Annotated in this window: 29 protein-coding genes; all 29 read right to left on the bottom strand. The window is 36.9% G+C overall.

From position 1 onward, the window contains the following. Positions 1-8 precede the first annotated feature (8 nt). The 29 genes from B9O19_RS02290 to B9O19_RS02430 all read right to left on the bottom strand — a co-directional run bounded on the left by B9O19_RS02290 (position 9) and on the right by B9O19_RS02430 (position 26,602). Positions 9-2,360 (bottom strand): polysaccharide deacetylase family protein, encoded by a 2,352-nt coding sequence (locus tag B9O19_RS02290; protein WP_102364928.1) that lies wholly within the window; start codon positions 2,358-2,360, stop codon positions 9-11. A gap of 2 nt (positions 2,361-2,362) precedes the next feature. Beyond that, complete coding sequence (locus tag B9O19_RS02295; RefSeq protein WP_102364929.1) at positions 2,363-2,491, bottom strand: XkdX family protein; 129 nt, start codon at positions 2,489-2,491, stop codon at positions 2,363-2,365. Then, positions 2,484-2,912, bottom strand: coding sequence for a hypothetical protein (locus B9O19_RS02300; RefSeq protein ID WP_102364930.1), 429 nt, complete (start codon positions 2,910-2,912; stop codon positions 2,484-2,486). The genes B9O19_RS02295 and B9O19_RS02300 overlap by 8 nt, the downstream gene beginning before the upstream one ends. 10 nt (positions 2,913-2,922) lie before the next feature. Further along, a complete protein-coding gene (locus B9O19_RS02305; protein ID WP_102364931.1) occupies positions 2,923-4,338 on the bottom strand; it encodes a leucine-rich repeat protein in 1,416 nt (471 codons plus the stop codon). A 2-nt stretch (positions 4,339-4,340) separates the two neighbouring features. After that, entirely contained in the window at positions 4,341-4,889 is a 549-nt protein-coding gene (locus B9O19_RS02310; RefSeq protein ID WP_102364932.1) for a putative phage tail protein, read from the bottom strand. A 6-nt stretch (positions 4,890-4,895) separates the two neighbouring features. Then, a complete protein-coding gene (locus tag B9O19_RS02315; protein WP_102364933.1) occupies positions 4,896-6,620 on the bottom strand; it encodes a baseplate J/gp47 family protein in 1,725 nt (574 codons plus the stop codon). Next, positions 6,617-7,030 (bottom strand): DUF2634 domain-containing protein, encoded by a 414-nt coding sequence (locus B9O19_RS02320; RefSeq protein WP_102364934.1) that lies wholly within the window; start codon positions 7,028-7,030, stop codon positions 6,617-6,619. Before B9O19_RS02320 ends, B9O19_RS02315 begins: the two co-directional genes overlap by 4 nt. Next, positions 7,030-7,353: a DUF2577 domain-containing protein gene (locus B9O19_RS02325; RefSeq protein WP_102364935.1), complete on the bottom strand. Its 324-nt coding sequence runs from the start codon at positions 7,351-7,353 to the stop codon at positions 7,030-7,032. Before B9O19_RS02325 ends, B9O19_RS02320 begins: the two co-directional genes overlap by 1 nt. Beyond that, complete coding sequence (locus tag B9O19_RS02330) at positions 7,350-9,428, bottom strand: XkdQ/YqbQ family protein (RefSeq protein WP_102364936.1); 2,079 nt, start codon at positions 9,426-9,428, stop codon at positions 7,350-7,352. Before B9O19_RS02330 ends, B9O19_RS02325 begins: the two co-directional genes overlap by 4 nt. Before the next feature lie 337 nt (positions 9,429-9,765). Then, positions 9,766-10,437 (bottom strand): hypothetical protein, encoded by a 672-nt coding sequence (locus B9O19_RS02335; protein WP_102364937.1) that lies wholly within the window; start codon positions 10,435-10,437, stop codon positions 9,766-9,768. Positions 10,438-10,505: 68 nt separating this feature from the next. After that, the gene (locus tag B9O19_RS02340; RefSeq protein WP_158648892.1) at positions 10,506-11,510 is read right to left on the bottom strand and encodes an N-acetylmuramoyl-L-alanine amidase; all 1,005 of its coding nucleotides are present in this window, start codon (positions 11,508-11,510) and stop codon (positions 10,506-10,508) included. A 1-nt stretch (position 11,511) separates the two neighbouring features. Beyond that, positions 11,512-12,573, bottom strand: a complete 1,062-nt coding sequence (locus B9O19_RS02345; protein ID WP_102364939.1) for a hypothetical protein — start codon at positions 12,571-12,573, stop codon at positions 11,512-11,514. Then, the gene (locus B9O19_RS02350) at positions 12,573-15,140 is read right to left on the bottom strand and encodes a tape measure protein (RefSeq protein WP_102364940.1); all 2,568 of its coding nucleotides are present in this window, start codon (positions 15,138-15,140) and stop codon (positions 12,573-12,575) included. The genes B9O19_RS02345 and B9O19_RS02350 overlap by 1 nt, the downstream gene beginning before the upstream one ends. Positions 15,141-15,319: 179 nt before the next feature. After that, entirely contained in the window at positions 15,320-15,739 is a 420-nt protein-coding gene (locus B9O19_RS02355) for a phage tail assembly chaperone (RefSeq protein ID WP_102364941.1), read from the bottom strand. 19 nt (positions 15,740-15,758) lie between these two features. Beyond that, positions 15,759-16,268 (bottom strand): phage tail tube protein, encoded by a 510-nt coding sequence (locus B9O19_RS02360; RefSeq protein ID WP_102364942.1) that lies wholly within the window; start codon positions 16,266-16,268, stop codon positions 15,759-15,761. Positions 16,269-16,281: 13 nt separating this feature from the next. Next, positions 16,282-17,616: a phage tail sheath C-terminal domain-containing protein gene (locus B9O19_RS02365; RefSeq protein WP_245862985.1), complete on the bottom strand. Its 1,335-nt coding sequence runs from the start codon at positions 17,614-17,616 to the stop codon at positions 16,282-16,284. Continuing rightward, complete coding sequence (locus B9O19_RS02370) at positions 17,616-17,801, bottom strand: hypothetical protein (protein ID WP_172620948.1); 186 nt, start codon at positions 17,799-17,801, stop codon at positions 17,616-17,618. The genes B9O19_RS02365 and B9O19_RS02370 overlap by 1 nt, the downstream gene beginning before the upstream one ends. After that, entirely contained in the window at positions 17,791-18,225 is a 435-nt protein-coding gene (locus B9O19_RS02375; RefSeq protein ID WP_102364945.1) for a phage tail terminator family protein, read from the bottom strand. Before B9O19_RS02375 ends, B9O19_RS02370 begins: the two co-directional genes overlap by 11 nt. Further along, positions 18,218-18,613: an HK97 gp10 family phage protein gene (locus tag B9O19_RS02380; protein ID WP_102364946.1), complete on the bottom strand. Its 396-nt coding sequence runs from the start codon at positions 18,611-18,613 to the stop codon at positions 18,218-18,220. Before B9O19_RS02380 ends, B9O19_RS02375 begins: the two co-directional genes overlap by 8 nt. Beyond that, complete coding sequence (locus tag B9O19_RS02385; RefSeq protein WP_102364947.1) at positions 18,613-18,978, bottom strand: hypothetical protein; 366 nt, start codon at positions 18,976-18,978, stop codon at positions 18,613-18,615. Before B9O19_RS02385 ends, B9O19_RS02380 begins: the two co-directional genes overlap by 1 nt. Further along, positions 18,972-19,355, bottom strand: a complete 384-nt coding sequence (locus tag B9O19_RS02390) for a hypothetical protein (RefSeq protein ID WP_102364948.1) — start codon at positions 19,353-19,355, stop codon at positions 18,972-18,974. The genes B9O19_RS02385 and B9O19_RS02390 overlap by 7 nt, the downstream gene beginning before the upstream one ends. An 11-nt stretch (positions 19,356-19,366) precedes the next feature. Beyond that, complete coding sequence (locus B9O19_RS02395) at positions 19,367-20,383, bottom strand: major capsid protein (protein ID WP_102364949.1); 1,017 nt, start codon at positions 20,381-20,383, stop codon at positions 19,367-19,369. 20 nt (positions 20,384-20,403) lie between these two features. After that, the gene (locus tag B9O19_RS02400) at positions 20,404-20,994 is read right to left on the bottom strand and encodes a phage scaffolding protein (RefSeq protein WP_102364950.1); all 591 of its coding nucleotides are present in this window, start codon (positions 20,992-20,994) and stop codon (positions 20,404-20,406) included. Between the two features lie 123 nt (positions 20,995-21,117). Then, positions 21,118-21,306, bottom strand: coding sequence for a hypothetical protein (locus B9O19_RS02405; protein WP_102364951.1), 189 nt, complete (start codon positions 21,304-21,306; stop codon positions 21,118-21,120). A 60-nt stretch (positions 21,307-21,366) separates the two neighbouring features. Then, positions 21,367-21,549 carry a hypothetical protein gene (locus B9O19_RS02410; RefSeq protein WP_102364952.1) on the bottom strand — a complete coding sequence of 61 codons (183 nt, stop codon included), beginning with the start codon at positions 21,547-21,549 and terminating at the stop codon, positions 21,367-21,369. After that, complete coding sequence (locus B9O19_RS02415; protein WP_102364953.1) at positions 21,550-23,442, bottom strand: minor capsid protein; 1,893 nt, start codon at positions 23,440-23,442, stop codon at positions 21,550-21,552. It abuts the gene before it with no gap. Then, positions 23,429-24,817, bottom strand: coding sequence for a phage portal protein (locus B9O19_RS02420; protein WP_102364954.1), 1,389 nt, complete (start codon positions 24,815-24,817; stop codon positions 23,429-23,431). The genes B9O19_RS02415 and B9O19_RS02420 overlap by 14 nt, the downstream gene beginning before the upstream one ends. 5 nt (positions 24,818-24,822) lie before the next feature. Beyond that, complete coding sequence (gene terL, locus B9O19_RS02425) at positions 24,823-26,232, bottom strand: phage terminase large subunit (RefSeq protein WP_102366584.1); 1,410 nt, start codon at positions 26,230-26,232, stop codon at positions 24,823-24,825. Further along, on the bottom strand, positions 26,225-26,602 hold the full coding sequence (locus B9O19_RS02430; protein ID WP_102364955.1) for a hypothetical protein: 378 nt from the start codon (positions 26,600-26,602) through the stop codon (positions 26,225-26,227). Before B9O19_RS02430 ends, terL begins: the two co-directional genes overlap by 8 nt. Positions 26,603-26,670: the final 68 nt, after the last annotated feature.

Consider the following 26,670-nt stretch of genomic DNA (forward strand, 5'->3'; position numbering starts at 1 on the left):
CTGCCCTCCTAATTAGTTTTATAATATTCAATAGTTATTGTTTTCCCGGCAGTAATTCCTTTTGTGTACAAAAATAGGTATTCCGTGCCTGATTCTAACGTAAAATCACCCTCAAACGTATATATTGCGCTTGCGGCGTTAAACGTGCCTGTTGGCGCGATAAACATAACCGTACCATTTTTATCATCTACATTATTGATAGCTGTCTTAAGCTGGAATGTACAAGCGTATTCAGCTTTTTCCACAGTAGCACGAAAATGATACGCACCTGCCGATAAAGGGATACTGTACCATGTTCGTTCGATAGCTTCTGATTCAGAGGTGTGCTCTATCAACATATTGTATTTGCTTCCTATATGCAAGGTTGCAATATCTGACGTTAGCGTTTCCCCCATACTACTTGTTACAATACATCTGTATTTACGTAAATTATGATACGGCTCTACTGTAAATTGCAATATGCTTGATGTGCCGTCTGCACAATTAGTCCATATTCCAACGGGGTCATCACCTCTCACGTCAAGCCACTGCCATTTATAAGTTAAACCTGTACCTTTGGCGATTATTGACATATTTGCAGTTTCTCCGACCTCTGTTGTTACATCTTGCGGCTGTTGTGTAATTTCTGCGGCTTCCGCCGCCGCTATCGCTGTTACCGTTAATGTGCAACTAAGTCCTTTATATTTTATATGATACGTATTTTCGCCCTCTGCCAACGTTAAATCCGTTTCTTCTACAGCATAATCGGTTACAGAATGTGTTTTACCACTCGTCATTGTCACAATAACTGTTATAAGCGACTTATCCAATGTGTCACCTGCTATGTTTTGAGTTTTTCCGTAACTTGCCGATATGCTCGCTTCCGTGTCTTCAAATAATCCTAATACTGTAGCCCTTTGCACGATATATCTCACAGTATCATCATCAGGCTTGCATTTAGTATCACCATTGGGCATAACCCGAAACATATTGTCTCCCTCGCCTGTATAATACACAGGAGCCTTGAGCCTTGCGGCTCTCGAAAACGTTTCTATGCGTATTTTTTTGCTAATAGCATAATCAATAATATTTCCCAACGTGTCGGCACTAGGTTGATTTGCATTTGCATGACTGCATAAAATAAGCCATTGCTTGTTGGCAATGGCTGTATCAATTTGAGATTTAGCACTTGCCAAACTCGTTGAACCGCTTTGCAATGTGAATCTTGATATTGCCATAGGTTCGCTTATTTCATCATTTAGTCCCGTATCCCCGCTAATCAACGTCATTCCATATTTGGCATATCGCTTCGCAACTTTTTTCTTAATTTGTTGAGCCGTACCCCATGGATACACCATACAGTTATAATCAAGTCCGTTTTGTCTAAATAATCTATCAGCGTCACCAAATTGATGTTCAAGTTGTTCCTCGTTTAAGTTTTCGCCTGTCCGAAACACTTTCACATCATGACTGTATGTGTGACTTTGCATGTCGAAGCCATCGTGCACAAGTTCTTTTATTTGTGTCCAGCTTAAAGCCTTGTAAGGGTCACCGCTTGTTGTTGTACCTGTTGGTGTTTCTGCTCTGCAAGCTACGACTGCAAAACTGCACCTAACACCCTTATCTTTATATATCGGCACAAAATTATTTAAGAATTCAATGGACCCGTCATCATCAACTATAGTAAGAACCGCTCCGTCGTATACCTCATTGCCAATATTGTTACTATCGTTCAGGTGATGATTATATGTATTATTAATTTGTGTCTGTAGCTCCGTATCAGCAGTAGTGATTTTCGCACTGCTCCACGTGGTCTCTGATGAGGTTTCGGAATCATTTATAGCTGTTATATCTGCTCCGTCTTTGCCGTCTGCTCCGTTTATTCCGTCTTTGCCCGGCTGACCTTTTAGGCTTTCTAACCATTCACTTTCAGTTCCGTTAAATCCATTCTCTACGGCTATTTCATAAGCTGATTTTCCGTTTTTTTCTGTTCCTCCACCGCTATTATCTAATCTATCTAATATTTGCTCATATACGTTTTGTGTTGGTTCAGGTGGTGTTTCTCCCTCACAATATCCACTCTTTATAACAGATACTTTGCATGTGTTAGTTGTTATTCGCATTCCGTTATTCGTGCCATATGCAGATAAATTAAATCCAGGACTTTTTATAACTTCATGCGGCACAATCGCTATTTCGTTTTCATCCAAAAGAACATTATAGCTATATCCATCATATAAAAAAACAACTGTCTTTTTAGTGCCTTTCCATTCATCAGAAAAATTAAAACGGACAGCCAAATATTTTATGCTGTCCGCCACTATTAAATTTCTGCTGGTTCTGCGTAAAATTTGCGAATCAACTTTATAATCAATTATCATAATTATTCATTCTCCAACGCCTTAATTTTTTCTGCCTGCTTTTCCGTCAATACTCCGAGTGATATATAACGCATAAGCTGACTATTGGTTACATATCCTTTTTCGTATCTGTTTTTAATCTTTTCATACATTGCTTTCACCCCCTCCCAAAAGTTGTAATTCGAGGTCTGTTATGTATTGTCCCTGTTCGATTAATTCTAACTCTAAATCAGTCTGAGCCTGACCCAATGTTTTAATTTCATTAAGCAGATTTGCATTGTTAAGACGGGATTTTTCCAAAAGATATTTTATATATTCTGTTTCCCCCATTTCATAAGCCTGAATAATTTCTGTATCAAACGAGAACTCTTTACCGTCAAGCCAAATACAGTCTGATACATCAAGAGGAACAATCTCAGCTGGCAAGTCGCTGAGTTGCTGATGTAGTTCCAATGACTGATTAGTTTCAACCTCGTCCAAATGATAAAATTCAAGTTTTGTACCATTCTCATTTGTTACAACCGTTTTATATTTGCATATATGGCAAATACCATTTATTAGTCTGTATTCCATTTTAGACACCTCACTTTTTTAAATATGTAACTTTTAAATTAGGCAAACTTGAATCTGCTGCTATATCTCCAAATGTACCTTCGACATTATCAATATATATGTTAGTTAAATTTCCACACATAGAAAATGCGTTAGTGGCAAGAGATGTACAAGCATTAGGTATAAAGACCGTTTTAAGTCCATAACTAGCCCAAAAGCCTTGACTTTTAATTGTCTTGACTTTTGGCATGATTATTGTTGTCATGCCTGAATTATCGTCTATCGAACGTGATTCAACTGTTTCAAGATTTGGTGCATAAACAATTCCTTTTAATTTATTATCAGGATTATTATTGTCAGAGTATTGATATATTTGAGTTACAGTATCAGAAATAACGGTAATAGTGTTACCCAGCATTTCGAGTAATGGAACTATGTTAATCCCAGTATTAGCAAGCATTTGTATCAGCATTATCAAGCTATTATTTTGTTCCGTTATTTTTGATAGTAATTCAGTTGTGTTATTTTCCGCTTCATTGTCTAATTCATTAATTGCTTCAACGATGTTTGACCGATTAGTAGTATATAATCGGCTCAACCTGCCAACATCTTTCAAATAATATTCATCGTCTGTGGTATCATATCTAACTATTTTATATTTTCTAAATTGCAGACTTTCACTTTCGCTGTTACTGCCTTCGCATATTTGCACAGCATTTTGAGCCAAACTTTCCGCTACATCTCCTATTGCAACGGAATCAATCCCGGAAGCAATTGACCCATGTCCAATCGCCACACTGTCATTTGCCCCTTCTGCTCCTGCGCCAATTGCTATTCCATATTCTCCGGTGGAGCCTATACCACTTCCTATTGATATACTTCCGAGTTTTCCGGCCTCCGCTCCTCCGGCTATAAATCCGTTATTTGTAACTTTATCCGCTTTTTTTGATATTGACGTTATCAACTCATTTATCGCTGTAACGATATTTGTTTTAGCCGTTGTAGTAAGATTTGATAAATTGCCTATCTTTTGTTCTATGTTTGATATATTAGACATTGTTGCTATCGGAGAGAAATTACCCCAATTCGCCGGAACACCTAACACACCCAAACGGACCGAGACTTGATTTTCATGAAATAAAACTTGCATTACTACTGTTTCCTTTGTATCTTCTGCCGTATTAGCAGATAATACATCAAAAACAAAAAGCGTAAAATCACCCTTTTGCTTCATAGACGGATTATTCCATATTCCTTTATAAAAACCCGGGCTTGTTTGTGTATTAAATACGCTTTCAGTCCCGTTTAATGTTCCTATATCTTCAATTTCTGTTTTTGTATTCAAGACATCGTCAATTTTATCAAAATTATTATTAAAATCCATAATGTTATAAATGTCTGTCAGTGATGGTTTTTTTAATCCATATACTTTTGTTGTTGTAGCCATTATTAACCTCCCAGCACGTTTTCTTTTAATCCTTGATGTGTAAACTTGCTTAAATATGCGTGAGTATACAACCCCAACCTTTCGTGCGTATTATATAACAAGTCGCTGTCTATAACCATATTTAGCGGTACCATTCTATCTATCATTTTTTCGACTTCTGCAATTTTGTTTTTTCGGCTTAAAGATAATCTAACCGTAACCTTGCTATTTTCCACATCTATATCAACCGTAACGTTGCCCGTTCCGACAAGCATTTCAAGCTTTTCCAGCAGCGTTCTTTCAGTGTATGGTGTGTCACCTAAATATATTGATTTTATTCTGAATCTTCTATCGTCCAGCGTGTCCGTCTCACGCCGAGAAATATTGAGCATATCCTCCCAACGCCTACACCCCTGTTCATCAAGAGTATCGAAAAAAAAGTTGTTTGTCAATTTTTCGGTTTCGGATTCAATAAGTTCAAATTCTACATCATAAGTTTTACATAATTCTACGAACTCCGTTATATCCTGCAAAAGCTCAGGCAAATTTTTAAGTGTATTTATTTTTTCCATATTTTATTACTCCGTTATATATACCGCTGACACATTTTTTACATATGTTTTTATGGCATTGGTATGTTGTAAATTGTCGGTAAGCTGTATATTAAGATACAGTGTAGACGGGTCAACAGTTGCCGGGAACCCTGTAACCGTATGTTCAGTCCCATTGTATACGCATGTAAAATTTTGACGTGTAGAAAAATCAATTTTAAAAGTAACATTAACCCACTCACCTAAAACTTTATCATTGCCTGTATATACTTTGTCTGCTCCATCACTTGATTTAGAATTTCCACCTATTATTTTAATTTCTGTTTCGTTTTGTTCATATCCGCTTAATCTTCCATATGTATATGAATTTCCTCCGTCACTTGATTTAATTGTTTTATTTCCGCTTAAATCAATAAAAAAGTTACCCATTCCCCTATTATCATTCGATTGAAAAAGGTCAAAAGAAACATTTAAATAACCTGTTGCGGTCGAAAAGTCTGACGGTTTAGTATCTAAAAGTCTGACTATATCATAAGACCAACCATTTCCTTTCACTCCAGGACCATAACAGAATTCAACAGCATTCCCACTGTCTGACGGAGAATGTGTAGCCTCTGCTGATATACCTTGAATTAATGATAACGGTTCCCAACCTGTAGAACAGTTGCTAATAATTTTACTGTCAGAAACAATAAAATTGCTCGTTGTTACCGCTTCACCGTAAGGGTATATCTTTATGTTTCTAACGTCCAAAACCCCATTGAGACCTAATATTTTTTGTTCTAACTGTGTTATCCTAACAACAATGTTATCAGGGTCTAAATCCCCCCATGATTCATTTAACTCATCAAAATATTCTGAAACCGAATTTTGAAAACCGTCTGCAATATCGCTCCATGTAAAACCGTCTTGATACTCTATATCAGCAATAACCTCAATCCCCATTGTTCCAACCGCTGATACAGTTGCCCTATGTCCTATAGGAGCCATTCCCACACCGTCACCGCTGTTTATAACCGGGTCAATTAATGTCTGAACACTGTCAACTAAATCTTGAGGCGGTTCTCTATATTCGTTATCACAGATAATAATACCAACAGTACCGCCGCCGTTTGGCGTCCTTATCAATCTACAGTCTCCTACACCGTTAATTGACTTTATAAACCTTTTATAATCTGCACGGTTACCGCCGAATGACGGATTTAAAACAGTATCAAAATACCGTGAACGAAATTTTTCGGTTTCTTCTGTGTCAGTACCGTATGTTGCAACTCCTACAATCTTTGCATTAGCAAGACCTTCAATATCGTTTATAGGTATTAAGTCTCCTGTTTTATTGCCAATGCTTCCGGTTGTTTCACACATCATCAAATAATAGTATAGCCGTGGATTATCACCGTCCCACTTTGGACTTTCTGACATAACAATATAATTTAACTCGCTGTTTTGCAGACTAAATCTTGTTCCCTCTGATATTTTCTTGTTAAATTCTCCCCTAACGATAGCATACGTAGCCGCATTAAGTGTTAAGTTCTTTAACATTGCGTGTCTTTTTAGGTATTCAATGCTTGCGGTATCTGGAAATGCTTCTTTTTCTATGGCTTGCAGCATAAGGTATGTTTTGGCAAGTTCCAGCCCCACAGGAGAAACAGCGTCATAAATTATTGACCCTTGCCTTTTATCAACATTGCTTGACACCCTTTGAAGCATTCGGTTTGTTATCTCTCCAAAATTATATTCGCTTGTAATCATATTTCTATCACCTCATTTATTTCGAGAGTATCAGTTATTTTGCTTTGCACCAAAAAACTTACTTCATATTTACCGCTGCCTATATGATTTATTTTGAAGGTATTAACATCAGTTATTCTGTCATCTTGCAACAATGCTTCATGTATACGGTTTTGAAGCTCAGGTATAACAAAGTCTTTTCTCATACCGTACAAAGGGTCTATATCGGTGCCATAATCCCAATTATATATTGGATAACGGTACCTTTGTGTCGCAAGAATTAAATATATAGACTGCTTCAATGCTTCCACACCGTCAATTGTCCCAATAATACACTTGTTCTTTAAGTCTATACCATATGTCATTGAGGGATATATAACGACTTTAGTATCAACTATCTTTTCTCTTGGGATAGAAATAACGGGTAGCATTAGACCACCCCCAATACAATATGTCTTTGTCCGCCTTGCATTTTAAGTAACGCTACCTTATCCCCCATTTTTAAGCTATTATCAATTTCAATCGTGTGTGTATGAGACGGGTTTCCCCCGCTGGTCGTAGTATAAGTATTTTTTCTAAAACTTGATGGTAATATCAATAGTTCCCCATAAATTGGTTTTTCGTATCCTACATCAATCTGCAACGGTTCAGTGGATACAACCGTTCCAAATACAGCATTAGCCGGAACGGTTTCCTTAACCGCTTGTACTGCAACACGCTTTACCGCCCGTGTAAATTCTGTCATATCAATCATATAAACTGTCCTCCAACCAAATGTAAATCCATAAAATGCTCACCGTTTTTAAAAGTATGTTTAACGCTAAAACACTCCATCCACTTTTTTTGAATTACATCACCTAAATTAAATTCAATATATACCTGTGTTCCCCCCCTTACTGTTACATCACCTAACGCGCCTTTTATATCAAGTTTTCTTATTTTATTTGTTGTTATTTTTATAATCTCATCAGCTTTTTTGGCTCCGTCCTCTCCCTCGTCAAGAGTATCACAATATTGCAACACTCCATATTTTGGATATTCAGCAGACTTATCTCTGATGTATACTTCTCTTACTCCCGTTTGCTCATTATCGTAATATAATTTAACCCTTGTGTAAGTGCCCTCGTCTATAGTTGTTGTATAATCAAAATCTTGTGCTGTAAAGTCACACACAACATAATTTTTCTTATACCAGAATTTAGGAGCCAGAACCAGCGAGCCAAAATTATCCCATAATAAAAAACGATAGCCGCCATGGGCTACCGTATAATCTAATGCGTCCTCAATTATTTGAAAAACCTGAATATTATCACAAACTGTAAGGGGTAATTTAACGCCTGTGTCCTCAAGCTGACCATATGCTATTTTATAATCATTACAAATAGATTTTATTATTTCTGTAGCTGTACAGCCCTCAAACACAAAACAGTCACTATTCTTAAAATATCTCGTTTGGTCATAAGCAGTTACTTTTATGTGATGTTGCTTAGTCCGTTGTTTTTGGAATATGAATCCATAAAATACAGGTGCACCCCGATACTTAAATATAACCTGGTCTCCCTCCTCAAATGATACGTATTCATCTTTGATTACCGTAAATGCTAATTGTGCCGGGCTTCCGTATGCTTCCGTTTCCCATATTATTTCATCAACTACAACAGGCTTATATATCGCCCCTTCTGCACCTACTATATATAGCTCTATGTTATTCTGATTCAGCATCTTTTTGCTGTTAAGAGGGTTTTCTCTAAAATCAACACTTGCGCCTATATATGACATAGTTTGTGCGGAAGTTATAGGAACAGATGTTGAATTGTTACATTCGCCGCTGTCCGAACCGTCAATCGAATAGTTACCGCTTCGCATTTTAGCGAGATTATCTTGTCCCTCGCTGTCACTTTCAACACCGCTTCCCAAATCTGCGCTCGCTACATCTCCGCCTGTCAAATTCTTATATACAGCAGATACGCCCCCATACCATTGATTATTGGTGCCGTATGGGTCGTTAGCTGCTCCAACAGGACAATATTTTTCTTGTATCTGTTTAAAATTTAATCCTTGATGTAGATAATTTCGTGATATATTAGATATACATTTAGTCAAGCCTTGCTCCAAGCTGTCAAATTTTGTGAATATCATAGAGCCGCTTCCTGACATATATCCAAAGAAATTATAGTTCCTTTCAGCAGGTCCGTAATCACCGTAAGAACTTTCAAAGCATGCTATGGAAGCCGCAAATGCAGGGTTAACTTGATATGCTATACATATTTCGCAGAATAATTTCCCCTGATTTGCAAGTCCGCCCTTAAATATTTCGTTCAATTTATCCGCTGTAACAATATCAGACCATGTTTTTAAATTCAGTGACGGCTTGCTGCTGTTTAAACCGTTAAACGGCGGCGTTACGTAACAGTAATCAGAAACATTGCGTGTGTTGGAAGCAACACTATTGCTAGAATTCCCCTCTACACTTTGGAAACTCCCGTTTATAGCGTCTGTTCTTACTATTCCTACATGTTCAACAGGTCCATTACCATTGACTCCTTTTTGACCAACATAATTTCTAATAAATAAATCTCCAGTCTTTGGTGAATAACCATTTCCTTTAGCATGAAATGTTCCTTTTCCCTCTTTTTCTGCCATATATGCGAAAGCTGCTGCCGCACCTTGTGTTCCATAATCATTAATTCCAGCTTCTTTTAAACACCAAGACACAAAATACGCACACCAAGGGTCACCGGTACTGTCATATTCTTTATATATACCGCTATTTTCGGTATATCCTATTTCCTTTTCTGCAATTTCCACTAACTGTTTTGCTGTAGCCAATTGCGTTCACCTCTTTTTTGCACAAAAAAGACACCCAATAAGGTGTCTTGACAAATATTCATTTTGTGTTATAATAAAGCTAATGAGTGATTGGGTTGAATCGGTCACTCCGCTAAGTTAATACTTGTAGAAGTGCCGTCCTACCGCTAGGACGGTTATTTTTTTTAAGGATAATTACAGTCAAAAGCATTATGTAAAATACTACAATCACTTCCGCCATAATATCAACTCCCCTCTTTGGGAAGTCAGAATAACCGCCAATCACTCATTAACTTTTTTTATTATATCAAATATATTTTATTCTGTAAATTTATACCATACGAAATAAAGACACTTCTTAGAACCACAACCACTTATCATTGAATTGTTGCAGTATCTGAATTGTATCATATGGGCTTTTATTTATCATCGCTTCAATTTCTAATTCTCCACCAGGTTCTTTCTTTTCGATTGTTACATAATTTCCATCTTTTTTTAATACAGGAGTTCCTTCTTTATATACTACAGAATAAGAATTTTCATTTTTCCTATAAATTGATAAATCTTCATTTAGATAATCAAGTGTAAATCCACAATTAACCAATAAATTAATATAACCATTTATGTGATTTTCATCATACGGATAGAAATATATATAATTATCACTTACTCCATTATTTTCTATAAAATCTTTATAGTCTATTCCTATATACGCACCATAATCAGGTAACCACGAACATTTATAAAAATCATAATAAACAATATTATTTGGCTCTTCACCTGAATATTGACTTGAGGTATTTATTATAACATTGTTATTTCGGAAATTAACGTCAAATTTATTCGTAGCCTGTGCTATATCCCTTAACTTGAAATAACTGTAGCCGTCAATGTTGTAACCCTGTATCTGCTTTGGTTCGCCGTTAACATATATAGGATAAGGATTATCATATATATGATTTACGGCATATGCACCTACTAGACTACTTATAATTACACCAATCAATAATCCGCAAATAAATTTTTTCATAAAAATACCTCCCATATAAATATTATAATTAATATATCATACGGGGAAAATATTGTCAATTATATTTATTATAACGGGATATAGTTTTCAGGTGTAGGACAATCTTTTCCAAAAACACCAGCACGGGCAAAAATACAAATTTGACGTATCATGTCATAAGTTAAGCCTAGCTCTCCGCTGTTGCCGCCTTTCAAAATACCATTGTCAATAAGATATTCGACAGTCCCTAAAGCATGAGATGGGAAATTTTTATCTAAATAATTATATACCATTCGGCTTTCTATTTCAGACAATAATTCCTCATTTTTCTGCATTTCGGCAAGAACAGCCTTCGCTCTGTCTTTAGCGTTGCTTATAGCTGTATATGGTGTTTTATATTTATCAGGCACGTTTCCGCTTGTATAATCCTGGTCTACCCAATACGCTATAGCCTCCGCTATACTGTCAGCTATAACATTCCTTGTCTCTTCGTTATATAATAATCTAGCGTCATTTGCGTTATTTATTCGCCCTACGTGAGCCGTAACACCGCACATTATTTTTTCATTTTCGTTGATAGGCAAATATCTTGTAAGCGTTATAGGTATTTTATATTCGGGCATATCAGTATTTTTCACAACTGTATTAAGTATAGTATCAGCCAAACTATAGCTCCATGCGTTCCACGTATCATTATCAATACCCGGTGCATTTCTATTTTCATAATGACAGCTTATACCTCTTTCTGTACTGGTCTCTTTATTCCCGGACGGTTCAGAGCCTATCCCCAAATAAATGTAGTAAGGTGTCTGCTCTCCTCCATCGTCCCATAATTTTTCGCTCTCATTCAGACGTATGCGCAAGCTCTCCCACATATCTTCACTTTTCGTAGTTTCTTTTGTTTCTCGGCTTAAATGAGTTTCAAAAGATGAATATTTATGTGAGTTCATAAATGTGTAATTATCAAGTGTTTCAGAAACTCTTTTTGCCACAAACCAGTTCATGTCTTGTTCACGCACTCCATAAAATGAAGCTCCTGCATTATTACCGCTGTAATCTCTCCGAGGGTCAATATACACTCTGCAAACACTCATTTTAATCCCCCCAACCCTTTTCATCTTCCGGGGTAGGGCAATCGTTACCGAAAGCGCCTGAACGGGCAAGAGCCGCTAAAATTCTTAGCATATCATAGGTTAATCCAAGTTCTCCGCTATCGTCACCTTTAAGCCACCCTTTAAACATCAAAAAGCGAACTATAGGTCTAAACTCCTGCGGCATATTTTTATCAACATAGTTATATATCATATAACTACTCATGGCGTTTAACCTGTTCTGATGTCCCATAACAGTCTGCATAATGCTTTCATACTGCGTCACTGTCAATCCCTCCTCAGTTATCTTATTTACATCTTCTGCTTGCAACTTATTGCTTTCAATATTATTGTTAGCGTTATATTCATCTATATTTCCGAAACTATCATCAGTAAGCCGTATAGACATACCGGGAAATATTTGAGGTGGCAATACTTCCCTCTTTGCACATTCAGCATCTATGTTTTCTTTATTTATTGCGTATAAATAATCAATCAGATTTTGGTCTGCCCGCCCAAATTCTCTCATGGCTATAGTAGCTAAAGTGTCACCGTCTTTTACATCTACAACCCTGTTTATTCGCTTATCTGTACCCCGGACTACCGTATAATGTAATCCGTCATCATCTTGTACAACGGTCGCCGTTGAATACTGCCGATACTTTTTAAAATTTAACTCTACTTTTATGTCCTGCCCGTTTTCCGCCTCTTCTGTTACTGTATAATCTTCGAGAGTTACAGTTTCATTTGTGTAATATGTATCTTCACCGCTAGGCATTTCTCTGTATATATCAAGCTGGAACGGCAGAAGTTCACTTTTTAGATAAGAGAACAATTCTAAATAGTGTAAAGGTGGCAAAAAACCGTCCTCATAGCTTGCATATGGACGGTCTGTGCAAGGCAATTCAATTTCAAACGAGAACTCTTTCAATCCCTCTTTTTTAATTATGTTTATTTCTCCGTCATCTGCTAATTCATATGTTTCATTTTTGTTAATAATCTTTGTTGTATAGGTTGATGGGGGGACTGGTAATTTAGTCCCCGCAATAAAAAAAGAGTAAGCCATTACGCTAACACTCCCTTCCAAACGACTTGCGCATTTTCTTCCATACCCCTTGACAATTTCTTAATCAACGTGTCTGTATTTTCTCCATTCTGCATAACAATATCATTATCCTGTTTAATGTTAACCGGAACTTTGATAATTGTATTATTAGTAGTTTTACTCGCTATTGTCTCACGCATTGCGCTAAAATCTTTTTTTCCTGAATAATTGCTTGATAAATTAGTCTTGAGGTCAGGTATTGAGTTAGCCGTAACCACTGCACCCATATTAAGTGATGTGTTTTTGATAGCGTTTATCTGGTCTGCAAGTCCAAGATTAAAGCCCTCAAATGTAAAGTTACCAAGTTCACGCATTACCTTTGACGGCGAATTTATATTAAAGAATTGTTTTATAGCCCCAACCGCTTTTTCTCCCAACTCCTTAATCTTACTTGTAACACCGTTTATTTTATCCGCAATACCTGTTATAAGACCGTCTATCATTTCATGTCCCTTTTGTAAAAATTTATCCTTCAAGCCGCCAAGATAATTAAGTATTTCCGTAAACTTGTCTTTAACATTGTTGTATATTTCAACAACCTTATTTCTTACAACTGAGAATATGTTGTTCCAGATATTAGAAACAGTGTTGAATATACTGCTTAACACGCCCGAAATTGCATTATATATACTGTTCCATATGCTCGACACTGCACCCCATATTGAGGACAACACACCTGAAACAGCAGTATATATAATATTCCATATACTTGTTATAATGTTCCATATAGAGATTAGTACACCCGAAACGGCGTTATATATTACGTTCCACACATTACTTATTACGTGGAATATACCCTGCATTATGGTTGAAATTATTGTCCATATCACAGTGAATATCGTGCTTATTAAATTCCATATAGCCATAACTATCGGAGAAATAGTGTTCCATATTGCTCCCCAAAATGTAGAAACAACAGTATACATACTGTTCCAAATACTGACAAAGAAATTTTTTATCGTTGTAAATATCGAAACTATGCTATTCCACAAACCTGTTGCACCGGAAACAATCTTATCCCAAATTCCTTTGAAGAAATCTGTAACATTGCCCCAAGCACTTTTAACACCTTCCCAACAAGCACTCGCCGCATCTTTTATTTCGTTCCAATGTTCGACGACTAAAACTATCCCAGCCACTAATAAGGCTATAACCGCTATAATAGCCAAAACAATCCAAATGACCGGATTGGCATATGAAGCAATATTAAAAGCCCACATAGCTACAGTCATTGCACCAATAGCAACAGAAAGCCCAATAAAAGCCGCCTTAACTATATCTTGATGGTCTAATACCCACGTTATGACGTTCATAATTACATCACTGACTGTCGCCATTGCTTCGGCTATTTTACCTATGTATTCTTCCAGCCTTCCATTATTTGCAAGTTCGTTTATTTTTTCAAGAACTGGCTGAAATGCTTGCATAGCTCTATTTTTAAAATTTGTCCACAACTGGCTAAATGTTAATGGCATACTAGCAAATTTAGCGTTTGTTTCATCAGCACACTCTAATAGTGCATTTTTTACCGTTTCAGCTGTTATTTGTCCTTCTGCTGCCATATCTCTGATTCGTCCTATTGGCACACCCATATAATTCGCTATACTTTGAATCAATGTGGGCGCTTGCTCAAATATACTGCGTAGTTCATCGCCCCTAAGAACTCCAGATGATAGTGCCTGTGTTAACTGCAATGTTGCATTTTTTGTTTCCTCCGCACTCGCACCGGATATAACGAATTGTTTATTCACTTGTTCAGCAAAATCAACGATTTGTGCAGTGTTTTCAAACGCATCTTTTGCATTTAAGCCAAGTTTAGACACCAGGTCAGCCGTATCTTGATATGAACCTCTGGACTTTTGGGCAGAATCAAAAATTCTATCTTGTAATTCTTTAGTGCTTTGAAGTCCATCATTCATTAAATCAAGCCGAGCCTTTGTTTGAGACATGGTATCAGATAATCCGATGATTTGTTTTACTCCCATAACAGAGCCTACAGCCGCCGCTACTTTTCCTAGCACACCAACCAAACTATTACCGGAAGAGGAACTTTCTTTCATTGATGTTGCAAGCTGTTTAAATTTTGATACACCTGTAGTAGTTGCGCTTACAATTTTACTTTTTACGTTTGTTAGGCTTGTCACAAGACCTCTTAATCCTTGAGTAGATTGCGTTGTGGCTGTAGAAAATCTTTTAGTTGAGTTTACAGCTGAATTCATTGAGCTTGAAACTCTGGATATATTAGCTGATGATTGACCAATAGTCTTAACAGCATTTCCGGCAGATGTTGACGCTGTATTCAACTTTTTAGCGCCCTTTTCTGCTCCGCTCAATACTGTTTTTACGTTTGATAGTTCAGAACGTGCAGCTGCAATTGACTTTGTATCTACAAGATTTCCAGGTATATTCTGCATTCTCTCGAAACTGGAAATTAAGATATTCATTGCATTATACATTGATTTAATAGGTGCGGTAACTTTATCCTGTATTTCTATTGCTGTTTTCAGTGATTCCCCTATAATAACCACCCCCTATTTCTTTTTACTGTTCTTTTTATTAATCTTTTTTATCTCCTCCTGATTTATCTCAATACACGCCGCAATGAAAGCCTGTTCTTTTCGGGACAAATTTAAATATTCTCTAGGTAAAAGGTGGAGTTCATGCAGACAGTAATAAGCATAGTTACTGTCTGCGTCTCCACCTTTTATTAGTTTTTTGCTTCTTTTACCTCATCTTCAAATATTTCATTAAAATCGTTTACATCTAATAATTTGTTAGAAAGGGCTGTGTACTCTCCGCTTGTTAACATATTCCCTAAAACATCTTCTGCACAAGAAACACCATAAGCGTCCTGTATGTCAATCTCGTTCAAATCCGGCTTAACAACACATTTTGCCATCATCTTCTTCGTGTATAATGCAGCATCTAAATCAAGACTTGACACCCCTCTTCTGCCGGAAGCTTTTTTTATCATACACTCGGTTTGCAGCAATTCGCTTTCTTTTGCCGAAAGTGCTCTAAGTTCCCATTCTAAAGGATTGCCGTCATCATCAACGAATCTGTTGCTTACCACAAATTTTATATTTTCAATTTTCTTAGGATTCAAAAACCCTTTTAATGTTCCCATATTTTATACCTCCTATATATTAATCGTTTATTATAAATCCCGGTAAGTGAGTGAAATTATGGACAATTTCAAAGTCCTCAAATGTGAAGTCCATATCTTCATCAAGATACCCACCGTCAGCGTCAAATTTTGCTAAAATACCGCCGTCTATATTACAGTCTTTAAGTATTACTATTTGATACCCAGCGTCTGATGTTGGGTCACAATTTTCAATTGCTATGTCAAAATAAATATCTTTTCCAGTATCCTTATACTCAGCCATCATTTCCCTAAAAATTGACGCGTTATAATGAAATGTTGCTGACCCTGTTCCCTTCCAACCTGTAGATTTATTCCCCTTACCTGTTTTACCGAGTATTGGAATTTCTTCTTTTGTTTTTTCAAAATTGGCTTCAAGATTAATCGCCTGCATAAAGTTATAACGCTTAGTGCCATTAGTTATTGTACACTTTCCTAAATTAGCTTGCAGACTGTCCTTAGCTTTCATCACTACATTGTTTGCTATATTGTAGTCTTTTTCATAATCCATTTATTTTCCCTCCTTACGAAACGTAAACAGTCATATATAGCTGTCTCATGGCTTCAATTGTTGTAATTGTATCAGTAACAATTACAGACCCTTTTTTATCTCCTGCCTCAACTGTAATATCAGAAGATGTAAAGTTTTCTATTGCTCTTAAATCCCTCAAACCCTCGTGTATTTTTACAATGTCATTTTTTAGTGAGGCTCTGCCCATATTGTCATTTGGCGATATTCCTAAATATCTTGTGTTGAAAAGAACAGCTATGTCATTAGATATTTGGTCTGTTACCCGTATAGTTTGATTACGTTTGAAATCTTCCGATTTACCATCGGTTACAGTTACAAGACTGTTAATATCATCAAGCACACGTATCTCGCTTCCAACTCTATGAAACGCCAAAAATCCCGACTGAATAAAGTTGGATAGCTCTGTCTGTGTATAATTTGTGCCAACGGTATATTCCCCATCATATTCAACATTTGTTAGAGACCCATTTACACGGCATGCTGCTTCTGCTCCACCTGTCCAATAAACTAATTCATATGCAGCTTCCGAGCCATCAGTGACCTTGTTAGGCACTCTGATACAGCCCTCATAATCTGCTGGAATTTCGTTTTCGGGGTCATGTATAACAACCTGGAATTTAATACCGTTTTCATCTCTTAACCGCTTCACATAGTTGACAAACAATTTTTTATCTGTTGTCTGTGTCAATGTGCAAATAAGAATATTAAACGAATAAGATTCTAACGAATCCAAAGCATTTTGTATTGTAGTTCCTGATGAGGTCCCTTTAGTGCCGCCGGATAAAGAACTCCCGGCTGTTACAGTTGGAACAACATTCTTTTTAAAATTAACATAATCATTATCAACAAGTCCGTTGTTTTCTGTGCTTGCTGATGTAATTTTTTCTATTTCTTGAACATCAACAACCGTACTGTTAAAAATTGTTGAAACAATAAAACGGTTTTCATCATCTACCGATTCTTCAATTTTTATTTTATATTGGTTCCCAGCTTCACCCGGATATTTAGCGGTTGCATATGTGTTTGTTGCTTTCTTACCGCCTTCGCAAATATTATAAAAATACACAGTGTTCGCCCTGCAAAATATCTCTCGTATATTTTTCATATTCTCTGAGGTGTACTCATAGCCAAAAAATTTTACAGAATTTTTTTGAAAGTCCGCAGCTGTTACCTCAAAAACTCCATCAGGAGAATAATCAAGCTCCATTGGTACAGCTACATAACCCCTATCAGACAAAGCAGCTGTCGCATTGCCAGTTGATATTACGTTGATATACGACCCCGGCAAGACTTTGTTCATTGTTGTGAAAGTGCCTCCACCTAGCATTATTTTTTACCTCCGTTCATATATTTTTTTATTTCATTTTCAACCTCCGAAATTGTATAGTATTTCTTCTCATCTAATAAGACATTAAGCAAATCACGCCTATTTTTGTATTTTGCAGACTGCAAAATAGTGGATTTATTATATCTGTCTTTTACTTCCGTTTCCTCCGGCTTTTTAATCGCCATATTCCATACCTCCATTAATTTCTAAATTATTCATATATTCATTATCGGTCTTAACAATTTTCATCGGCACGTCATAATCGACAAAAACATGCAGCACGTCCTCAACAATCTGAGAGTTGATATTAGACCCATACAAATAACTCTTATCCTGTACTTGAATAAATGTAAGGTTTATCATCAACTTGTCTGCAATCTCTAACATCTCAGACCGACTGCCTGATTTTCCGGGAAAGAAATGTATATCAAATGACTGTTCGTGATTATATCTCAAACCTAGTGAAACCCTGTTTCTGACAGATAAATTGACAATATAAAAACAGGGCTTTTTCAAGTCCTGTTTTATTTCCTCAGTATATATTTTATAATTTTCTCCAAACAAGCTATAAAGCTTATTTGATATTCCTGCAATTGTCTCATTAGTCAAATAATTCACCCAATTTCTGCAATAACCGCTTTTCTAATAATTGTGGGACAATCCTTTCTATTTCTTTTTCAGCATTTGTCAACATGAACCGCCCGGTTACCCAGCCTTTATGATTGGTTGTCCTGTGTCCATATTCGACATACATAGCATAATCAGCTGTATTGTACACAACCGAACACCAAACATTACCGTTCTTTCTAGCAGCTTCCATTTTCCACGAGCGTTTTAAATGTCCTGTATCCACAGGCGTGTTTTGTTTTGTCATACGTAACAATCGTGCGGCAATTTCATTACAACATTCTTCTGCTAATCTGTCATATTCTGTATTTGTTAATTTACCTAGATTATTCCTAAAAACTTTTAAATCATTAAAATTACAGCGTATCATTAAGACCAATCCTCCACCAGAGATAAAATAATTTCCTGATGGCTGCCGTATACTGCTGGTTTTCCGCTTTTTTCATATGTATTTGTTGCGCCGTTCTGAGTTATAACAAGTGTTGTTCCTTCCGTCACATTAACGTCCGGCGAACAAAATAGTTTTATCTCTTGTACCGCCTTATATGCGCCGTCTTGTTCCGATACAGTTGATATAGTTTTATATGATATACGGCACGGCAGGTTTTCAGCAACGGCTTCTTTTATTTGTTCAGTGATTTTAGTATCTTCATTTTGTTTATTAACACTCTCATACAATGTCATGCGGCCTGTGTAAGTCTTTTCTATTGCCGCTCTAACCATATCCGCTACCATACTAAACACCTATACTTTCTAAAATAAGCTTTGTCAATTTTACACATCTGCTTTACTGTTTCATCAAACTTTTGTTCCGGCGTGCTACTCTCATTTAATGCAAATGTTACAGCCGTGTCGCCTACATTTATACTTTTTACAGCCGATTCAAAACTAAAGTTATCACCTAACAAATTGAACGCTTTCGCGTTCTTCAAATATTCACCGCAAATTATATTTACAGCTACACTTTCTGCATCCTCCGGTATACGCTTTGTGTGACATATATTAAGTATCTTAGATGTTACCAATTCAACAGCTTGTTCCAGTAGTCCCGTATTAATTTCCGAAACACCAAAACAGTTTAGCATTTCTGCCGCGCTCGTATAAATATCCATATCAACCTCTCCTAAATCTTATGTTTAAACTCCACTATTCTAATTTTCTTAGCTTCGAAAACCGGTTTCCAGTTCTCAGCTTTTGCTACTTCTGCTCTTGACGGTCCCTCAGTTTTGGCAACATCGGCATTAGTCCACGAGATTCCACGAGGATGTAATATATATGTCTTACGGTTAATAAGATAATCAACACCTGAACCTTTACGCTTTGCTCTATCCGTCTCCGTTGAAACAAAACCCACCGGACTTCCATTGCCCAGCGCTATAGCGCCATCGCCAAACAAATATGTCGAGAATACCATATTTGCGCCGCTGCCTGTATACGGACAGCCATCATCTATAATAATTCTCTTACCCATATATGTATTAAATGGTGACGCGTCAGACGGTCTTTGTGTTTCGATTAAATCTTGTTTTCTGAGAGCTGATTCAACAGCGCTGTGCATTGCTATCGCTGTGAGCTGAGACTTAGCATCTCCTAACAACTGCTGGGCGTCAATAAACGCTGCGCCCGACCACTTTGCAGCCGCTCCTGACCCTCCTGAAATATCCAAAATATTACTTGACAGTCTTGTCTCTGCGGCTGTAGCATTCTCTCCTGTCGTTGCCGTTGTGGTACCGAATATGCCCTTTAATACTGCAATAAGCTCTTTTTGCATATCTCGTGACCAAAATCCTGCAACGAGTGCTCCTATTGCCGCCATCGGGTCTGACCCCGACATCGCAGCTGACAGGTCGGTTGCGCTCCACATCTTCGCTCGTCTCAGTATCACCGATATATCTTTATTTGATGTAATTTTTTCATCTGTTAAATCTTCGCCTTCAATAATTTGTTCTGATTCTCCGTTTAAGTCCTCGTAAAAAGGCATTTGCACCATTGGTGCCGCCTGTGACGCAAGTGTGTTATACTCCGTATTGTTCTTTATTATTCCGCTTTGCACCAGTTCCGAAAGCTCCATTGTTTTTTCAATAACATATGGATTAAACAGCTCCGGCACTATTATATCTGTTAATGTTGTTCCTGGCATAATAAATCATCCTTTCAATTTTAAATTTTTGTTCCCGCCTCAGCCGCTAAAGCCTTGGCTTTTTCCGGGTCATCTTTAAGCAATTGGCCCTGTTCTGTCAAATTGAATGTGTCTTTTGCAAATGGATTAATTGACTTTGTTTTTCCGCTTCTAGGGGTATAATCAACCTGAACTTCATTAGTTTTAAAGAGAAACTTTTTACTTTCCTGCATAGCTGTCAGCTGTTCATCCACTCCTGACACCTTGCCGTCTTCATCAACTGTTATCTTATCCATATCAAACAACTTTGCAACAATATCAATGTCCTGGGCTTTATCGGCTATTGCAGTTTTAATTGCAGTTTCTTTTATAAACTTTTCTATCTGTTTTTTGTGTTCCTGTTCAGATTCATCAAACTTACTTTTCCAATCATCAGCAGCTTGTTTGATTTTATCAATATCCATACTTTTAAAGTTTTCAATCTGTTTGTTGGCTTCTTTAAGCTGAACCTTAATATTGTCATAATCGGCATACTTGTTTTTTATAGCTTCAACATCCTTGCCGTTTTCATCCATAATTTTGTCAATTATTTCTTCAGACAACTCCAAGCTTTTTAGATATTCCCTTTTCATATGATTCCTTTCTCGCTACGCTGATTTACGTCAGTTGCTTTGACCTGCGCTCGTAGTTTTACGTCATTGCGGACAAATTTTGTATATAAAAATAACGCCTGCGATATTACAGACGTTAATTAATTATTTTTGCAAATTCATGATTGTAAATTGACAAACACCATCTTTATATGCGGCGCAGTCTGTTTCACATTCGCATAATGTCTCTGTAGACACTGTTGTAAAAACATCTCTTTCAAGCTGTCCATCTTCGTTATATTCATAGCGTTGCTCTGTATATTCTTTTCTATTGCACTTGTGCGGACATTTCATTTTAATCACTCCTTTCAGGCATAATAAAAGCGCCCTATAAAGGACGCTCGTGTTAATTTTCTAATACATTACATCGTCATCAAGGGTCAAATAGCCCAGTTCATAAACGTCTTTATTTTCTTTAAGACAGTGTTTGATGATTTTCTCTATATTATCCGTTGACAACACCGCCAGCGGGTATATATCACCGAAAGCATCATAGTATTTGTCTAGCAAAACTCCAAACTCTTCTTGTACGCCCATCTATTCCACCTCTTTCAAAATTTCTAACATAGCCTTATAACTATTTGGCAGGTACATCTTTATATATTCTAAGGTCTCTCCACCACAAACCTCGGCGCTCATAATGTTAGCCCACATCTCTGATGCTGCCTCATACTGTCTGCATATCGCTTTGACTTTATTTTGATTACTCACGTCAAATCCCATGTTTGCGTATAACTGTTTAAGTTGTTTCCTCTTGGTGCCCCTAACCATTTTGTCATAGCTTTCGATAGCTGCATATCGTCTGTTGTAATATGTCTCGCCATGACCCCAGTTTATTCTAGACCTTGGGAAAAGTCCATCTATCGCATCCTGGACGCCGTGACTTGAATCGTGATATTTCAAATCATTTCGAACATCGCTATTAATAATCGAACGAATATGTTCCTTGTCTTTTCTAACAGCCGTTAAAAACTCGTCGCTTTGACTTGCAATATTAGTGAAATAATTTTTAAACCCAGTGATTTCACGCAAGTTTTCCATTTCATTAAAACTCAATTTGTCAACAACCAGGCTCTTGTCAAAATAATGCCCATATTCGTGAGCAAGAGTGCTGTATTTGTTGCCATTGTTTTCAGAATACTTAAAGCTTATAGAATTAGCGGTTGGGTCATATTGCGACACACGGCTTGGTTGCAACTTTATTCCATCTACACCATCGCCGTATTTTGAGTATAGCTTTGTAATATCTTGATTTTCGTGATTATTTATAATATCTAGATACTCATTATAATCTTCTTTTGCCATCCCCGACTTCTTGAGTTTTTCTAAATTATAAATGACCTCTTTGTTAGCTTTTATTATATCATCTTTAATACCTTTTGTAAACCTTTCGTCAACATATTTAGATTTCCACTCGGGATACTTCATGTCGGCCGGAACAGTATAATATTTACCGTTTTCATCTCTCGCTGCTCGTGTCTCATCTTGTGTAAATTCGTCATCAAAATAAGGCACAGATGTACACCGGCAACGGCAATGAAATGGCGGTGAATTCATCCCGACCACCATGTCAGATGTTTCAAACACTCTCCCATCCATGTCTTGACACACACCGCACGTTACATTGTCAAGAGTTCCATTTATCTCATATCTGTTCACCCCTAATTCATTATATGCTTGCTTTGTCCCCGCTTCTCGAAAAAATGCACTCTCCGTTAAGGCTAAATTCTCAGCCTGTCTCTTTGTGACATCAAATTCTTTTCTTATTTTAGCAACTAACTCATTAGGATTGTCCCCGCGAATAAAAGCGTAGGCCAAGTCATTTTGAAGTTTTGAAATCAATTCCGGTCTGTGCTTTCCCCATATCCGCTCTGAAAATGTCTTATTATCAGCAGTCCACGGTTTGCTTATAATCTTTGCTATTGTTTTTTCGTCCAAAATGGAAAATGAACTTCCAACAACACCAAATTTTTGAAATTCATACATTGAACGATAATAGCTGTCTGTATACGTACTCTCTATCAGTCTTGACAATCCGTCAACTTCCCTACCGGAAACGCATTCTACCTGATGCTGCATCTGCACTTTCATGGCTTCGAGCCGGCTTATATGTACTTTGGCGCTTGCATTTTCAAGTTGTTTGCTCCATTGGTTTGATATTTTGTTTTCTTCACCGTGCTTTATGTAATCTTCAATACTCCACTTAAACTCATCCAGTTCATCCCTGTTTAGCAATTTTTTAGCTTCTTGATATGATATTTGGTTATTTACCGCTATTCGCTGATACCATTTTGATATTTCAGTCTCACAATTGTAGGAGGCCTGTTTATATATTTTTTCTAAATCATAAAAATACTGAGTTGCCTTTTTGTGTTCTGCCTGCTCCAAAAGTTCAAGACGTTTTCTCCAATATTCACTATTCTGTTTCATCGGTTTTCACCCTTGTAAACATATCAGCTTCATCTTTGTTTACCTCTTCAAGTTCCTCTTCCTTAATGCGCTGCAGTTCACGTTCTATATTTTTAACCCATGGATGATTTTCAGCAATTGTTCGTTTCGAGATTAACCCAACCGAATTTTTAGCAATTTCACAAAGTTCGCTGTCTGTCCTTACTTTAGTTCTCGTCCACGTTTGGATAATTTTATCTACCGCCAGCCCATAATAATTACATATTGCATTAATTAATTCCGAAAATCCCATTTTGAACTCTGCCTCGGTTGCTCCTGCTTTAAGCTCAAGCAATGAATACAAATATCCAAGGGCAATACCTGAACTATTACCAAAATTCTGTGGGTCGGGGTCAATCCCCATGCCCTGCTCAAAAATTGATTTTCTAGTCATCTCAAGCATTATCTTACGGGCTTCGACAGGTATATCTATTGTAAGCGTCTGTAAATCGCCTTTGGCTTGTCCGTCTTCTTCAGCTGCGTCCACTTTTATAGTCTTAAACATTTTAAGTTCCGAGAGAAATTTTTCTAAAGATTCCCCTTCATACCCCGACAAAACAAAAATGACCTCTTGTATATCCTCAAGGTCGTTCAAAAATCCACTATAAACTTTATCATATGTATCTATTTGGTCCTTATTTAAATCTAAATCTCTAGTATGCTCACTGTTATTAAAAAATGGAATAAACGGAATTCGCCCAAATGGATTAGGCACACTCGCCACAAAAGCCGATTGCTGAATATCAACATTATAACAATTATAGCACTCATATTCTTTTAATGTGTCTATGTCTCCATGTTCAGCTCTATATGAATATATCATATCATCCGTATAATATTCATACACCTCATATGTTTTACCATCATCTTCAAGTTCTTTATATACTCTAAGCACAGCTTTCAATTTATCTTCAACCGTTGTGTCCCATATAGGTATAACCTGTTTTGAATCCACAATTGTATATTTAAAGCCCTCGGTATCGCTCCAATAATATATCCACGCAACTCCACTATTTGAGGCCATATTACACAGTTTAATACACACCTTTTCAAATTTATTCCCAAGTGTATTATAAATAACTGTATTTGCGTAATCGTCCGAAACGTCAAATAGGGGTTGTGCTGTAAACATGTACGAGGATTTTTGGTCAATCAGCAGACGATGAAAATTGCTTGCTATCCTATTATCCGCATTTCGCAGTGGCCTATCCTGACACTCATTTTTTCTTTCTCTATCCTTAAATTTTATATCGTTTTCCCTGTTATAATATCTTTCGCTTTGCTCGGCCATCATTATGAAATCCTTATGACCCGGCTCGTACTTTTTAATTAATTTCTTAACTACATCAATATCCAATTATATCACCTCAATACTGATATTCCAGATTTTCTTTGTCTTGTACGCTCTGCAACTCCTGTTGTCGCATCCGGTGCATCATCATGCTTATTTTTACCTTCTTTTTGATAACTCATCATAGCCTCATAATATTCGGGCCACCTATCACGCCAATTTACGGGATAATATATATGTTCCATTACCCATGTACTATTTGATAATATACGCGCCTTTTTGTTTTTACTCTGATGATACCATTTTACTATCGTATGATTCGTGAATAACTCGCTTTCCATAATACGTTTTACACTTCTAGCAAAGCCGCGACCGCCGTTATTGCTCTCAATAGTAGCTTTATTCACGTCAAACTCAACAAGCCGTTTAGCTGTTTCTTTTTCCGTTATTTCCATGCTGTCTTTGGTGTAGTATACATCAAGTATATACGCTTCGCTGTTATAAACTCCGTATATTATATTACACAGATAATCGCTTCCTTCGTCAGCTGTATCACAATACGACCTAATCTCTGTAAACAACGAATTGCCACTTCCGTCAGACGGTATGTACTCATAAGTTTTGAAATGTGTGTACAAACGTCCTTTTTGGTCAATGGGTATTTGCTGATAATTTGCTGACGCAATATCGGCTCCCATAGCCTTGACTTTCATATCATAGCTTTTGCGCGATAATATTTCTTCGCAAATCATAGAACCGTCATCCTGTAGCGCTTTCATAGTTATAACTTTGCATTTTATATTTTCAGACTTGAAATATTTTATCGCTCTGCCTGCTAAATCTCCGGTTGCCCATCTCGTCATGATTATAAGGATTTTTCCGCCCTCTTCAAGACGGGATAGCATTGTATTTACAAACCAATCCCAATGTTTTTCAAGAATAGTTTCGTTGTACGCTTCTTCTGCTGATTTAATTAAATCGTCAATAATCATCCACGTACATCCAAAACCCGTTGCAGTTCCACTTGGAGAAGTGGCAAGATAATTATTATAGCCATCTGTCAGGCTCCATAAATTCATTGAACCGTCACCGCGCTTTATTTGAACTCCCGGAAATATATCAGAATAAATTATTTTGTCATTATCCGCTTTTTCCTCTTGTATCGCGTTTCTAACATTTTTTGAAAATGTAGTAGACAATGTTTCGTTGTATGAACCGGTCATAATTTTCTCGTTATGATTGCGTCCCAAAAGCCACTCAACAAACAAGCCGGCAGTCCTTGACTTGCCGTGCCGCGGAGGTAAATTAACAATCATTATCTGTTCATCACTCTCACAAAATCTTTGAAATTCATTACAAAGATTTATTAGATAATTTCTGTTAATTTTGTAAAATTCAGGAGCTAATAAATGGCAAAAATAAAAGAATTCACGCCGAGCAAGCTCTATCTTAGCACCAAGTTTAATATGTTCTTTATCCATCATCAACCAACTTCTTTAATTCATCTATTGTAAGTTCAGCGTATGGATTTTTAAACTCCATTTTACCACTTAATTCAACTCCCTGTTTTTGGTAAAACTCGTCCTTGCATTTTCGTTCAAGATAATATTTCGATTCACTCAAATCGCCATGTTCAATTTTTTCAGCTAAATTTATTTTTGCTCTTCTTTGGAGTGCTGTTTGTGCGCGCTTCATTTTGTCGGAAAAATCCTTATTTTTATTTAGATATTCATAATAGGTATCTCTATGTATTTCTGCATAATCACAAGCTTCGCAGACATTAAAGCCTTTCATAAAAGCCCACTCAAGTTTTCCGACAACAATATCATTCATTTTTTTCGGTCTTGCCATAATCATCACCCCCTAATTTTCGTTCACATCACAGCCGCCCGCCCCTCAGCAAATTTTATGATGTACAA

It is taken from the genome of Monoglobus pectinilyticus, from assembly GCF_002874775.1.
Classification (GTDB): Bacteria; Bacillota; Clostridia; order Monoglobales; family Monoglobaceae; genus Monoglobus; species Monoglobus pectinilyticus.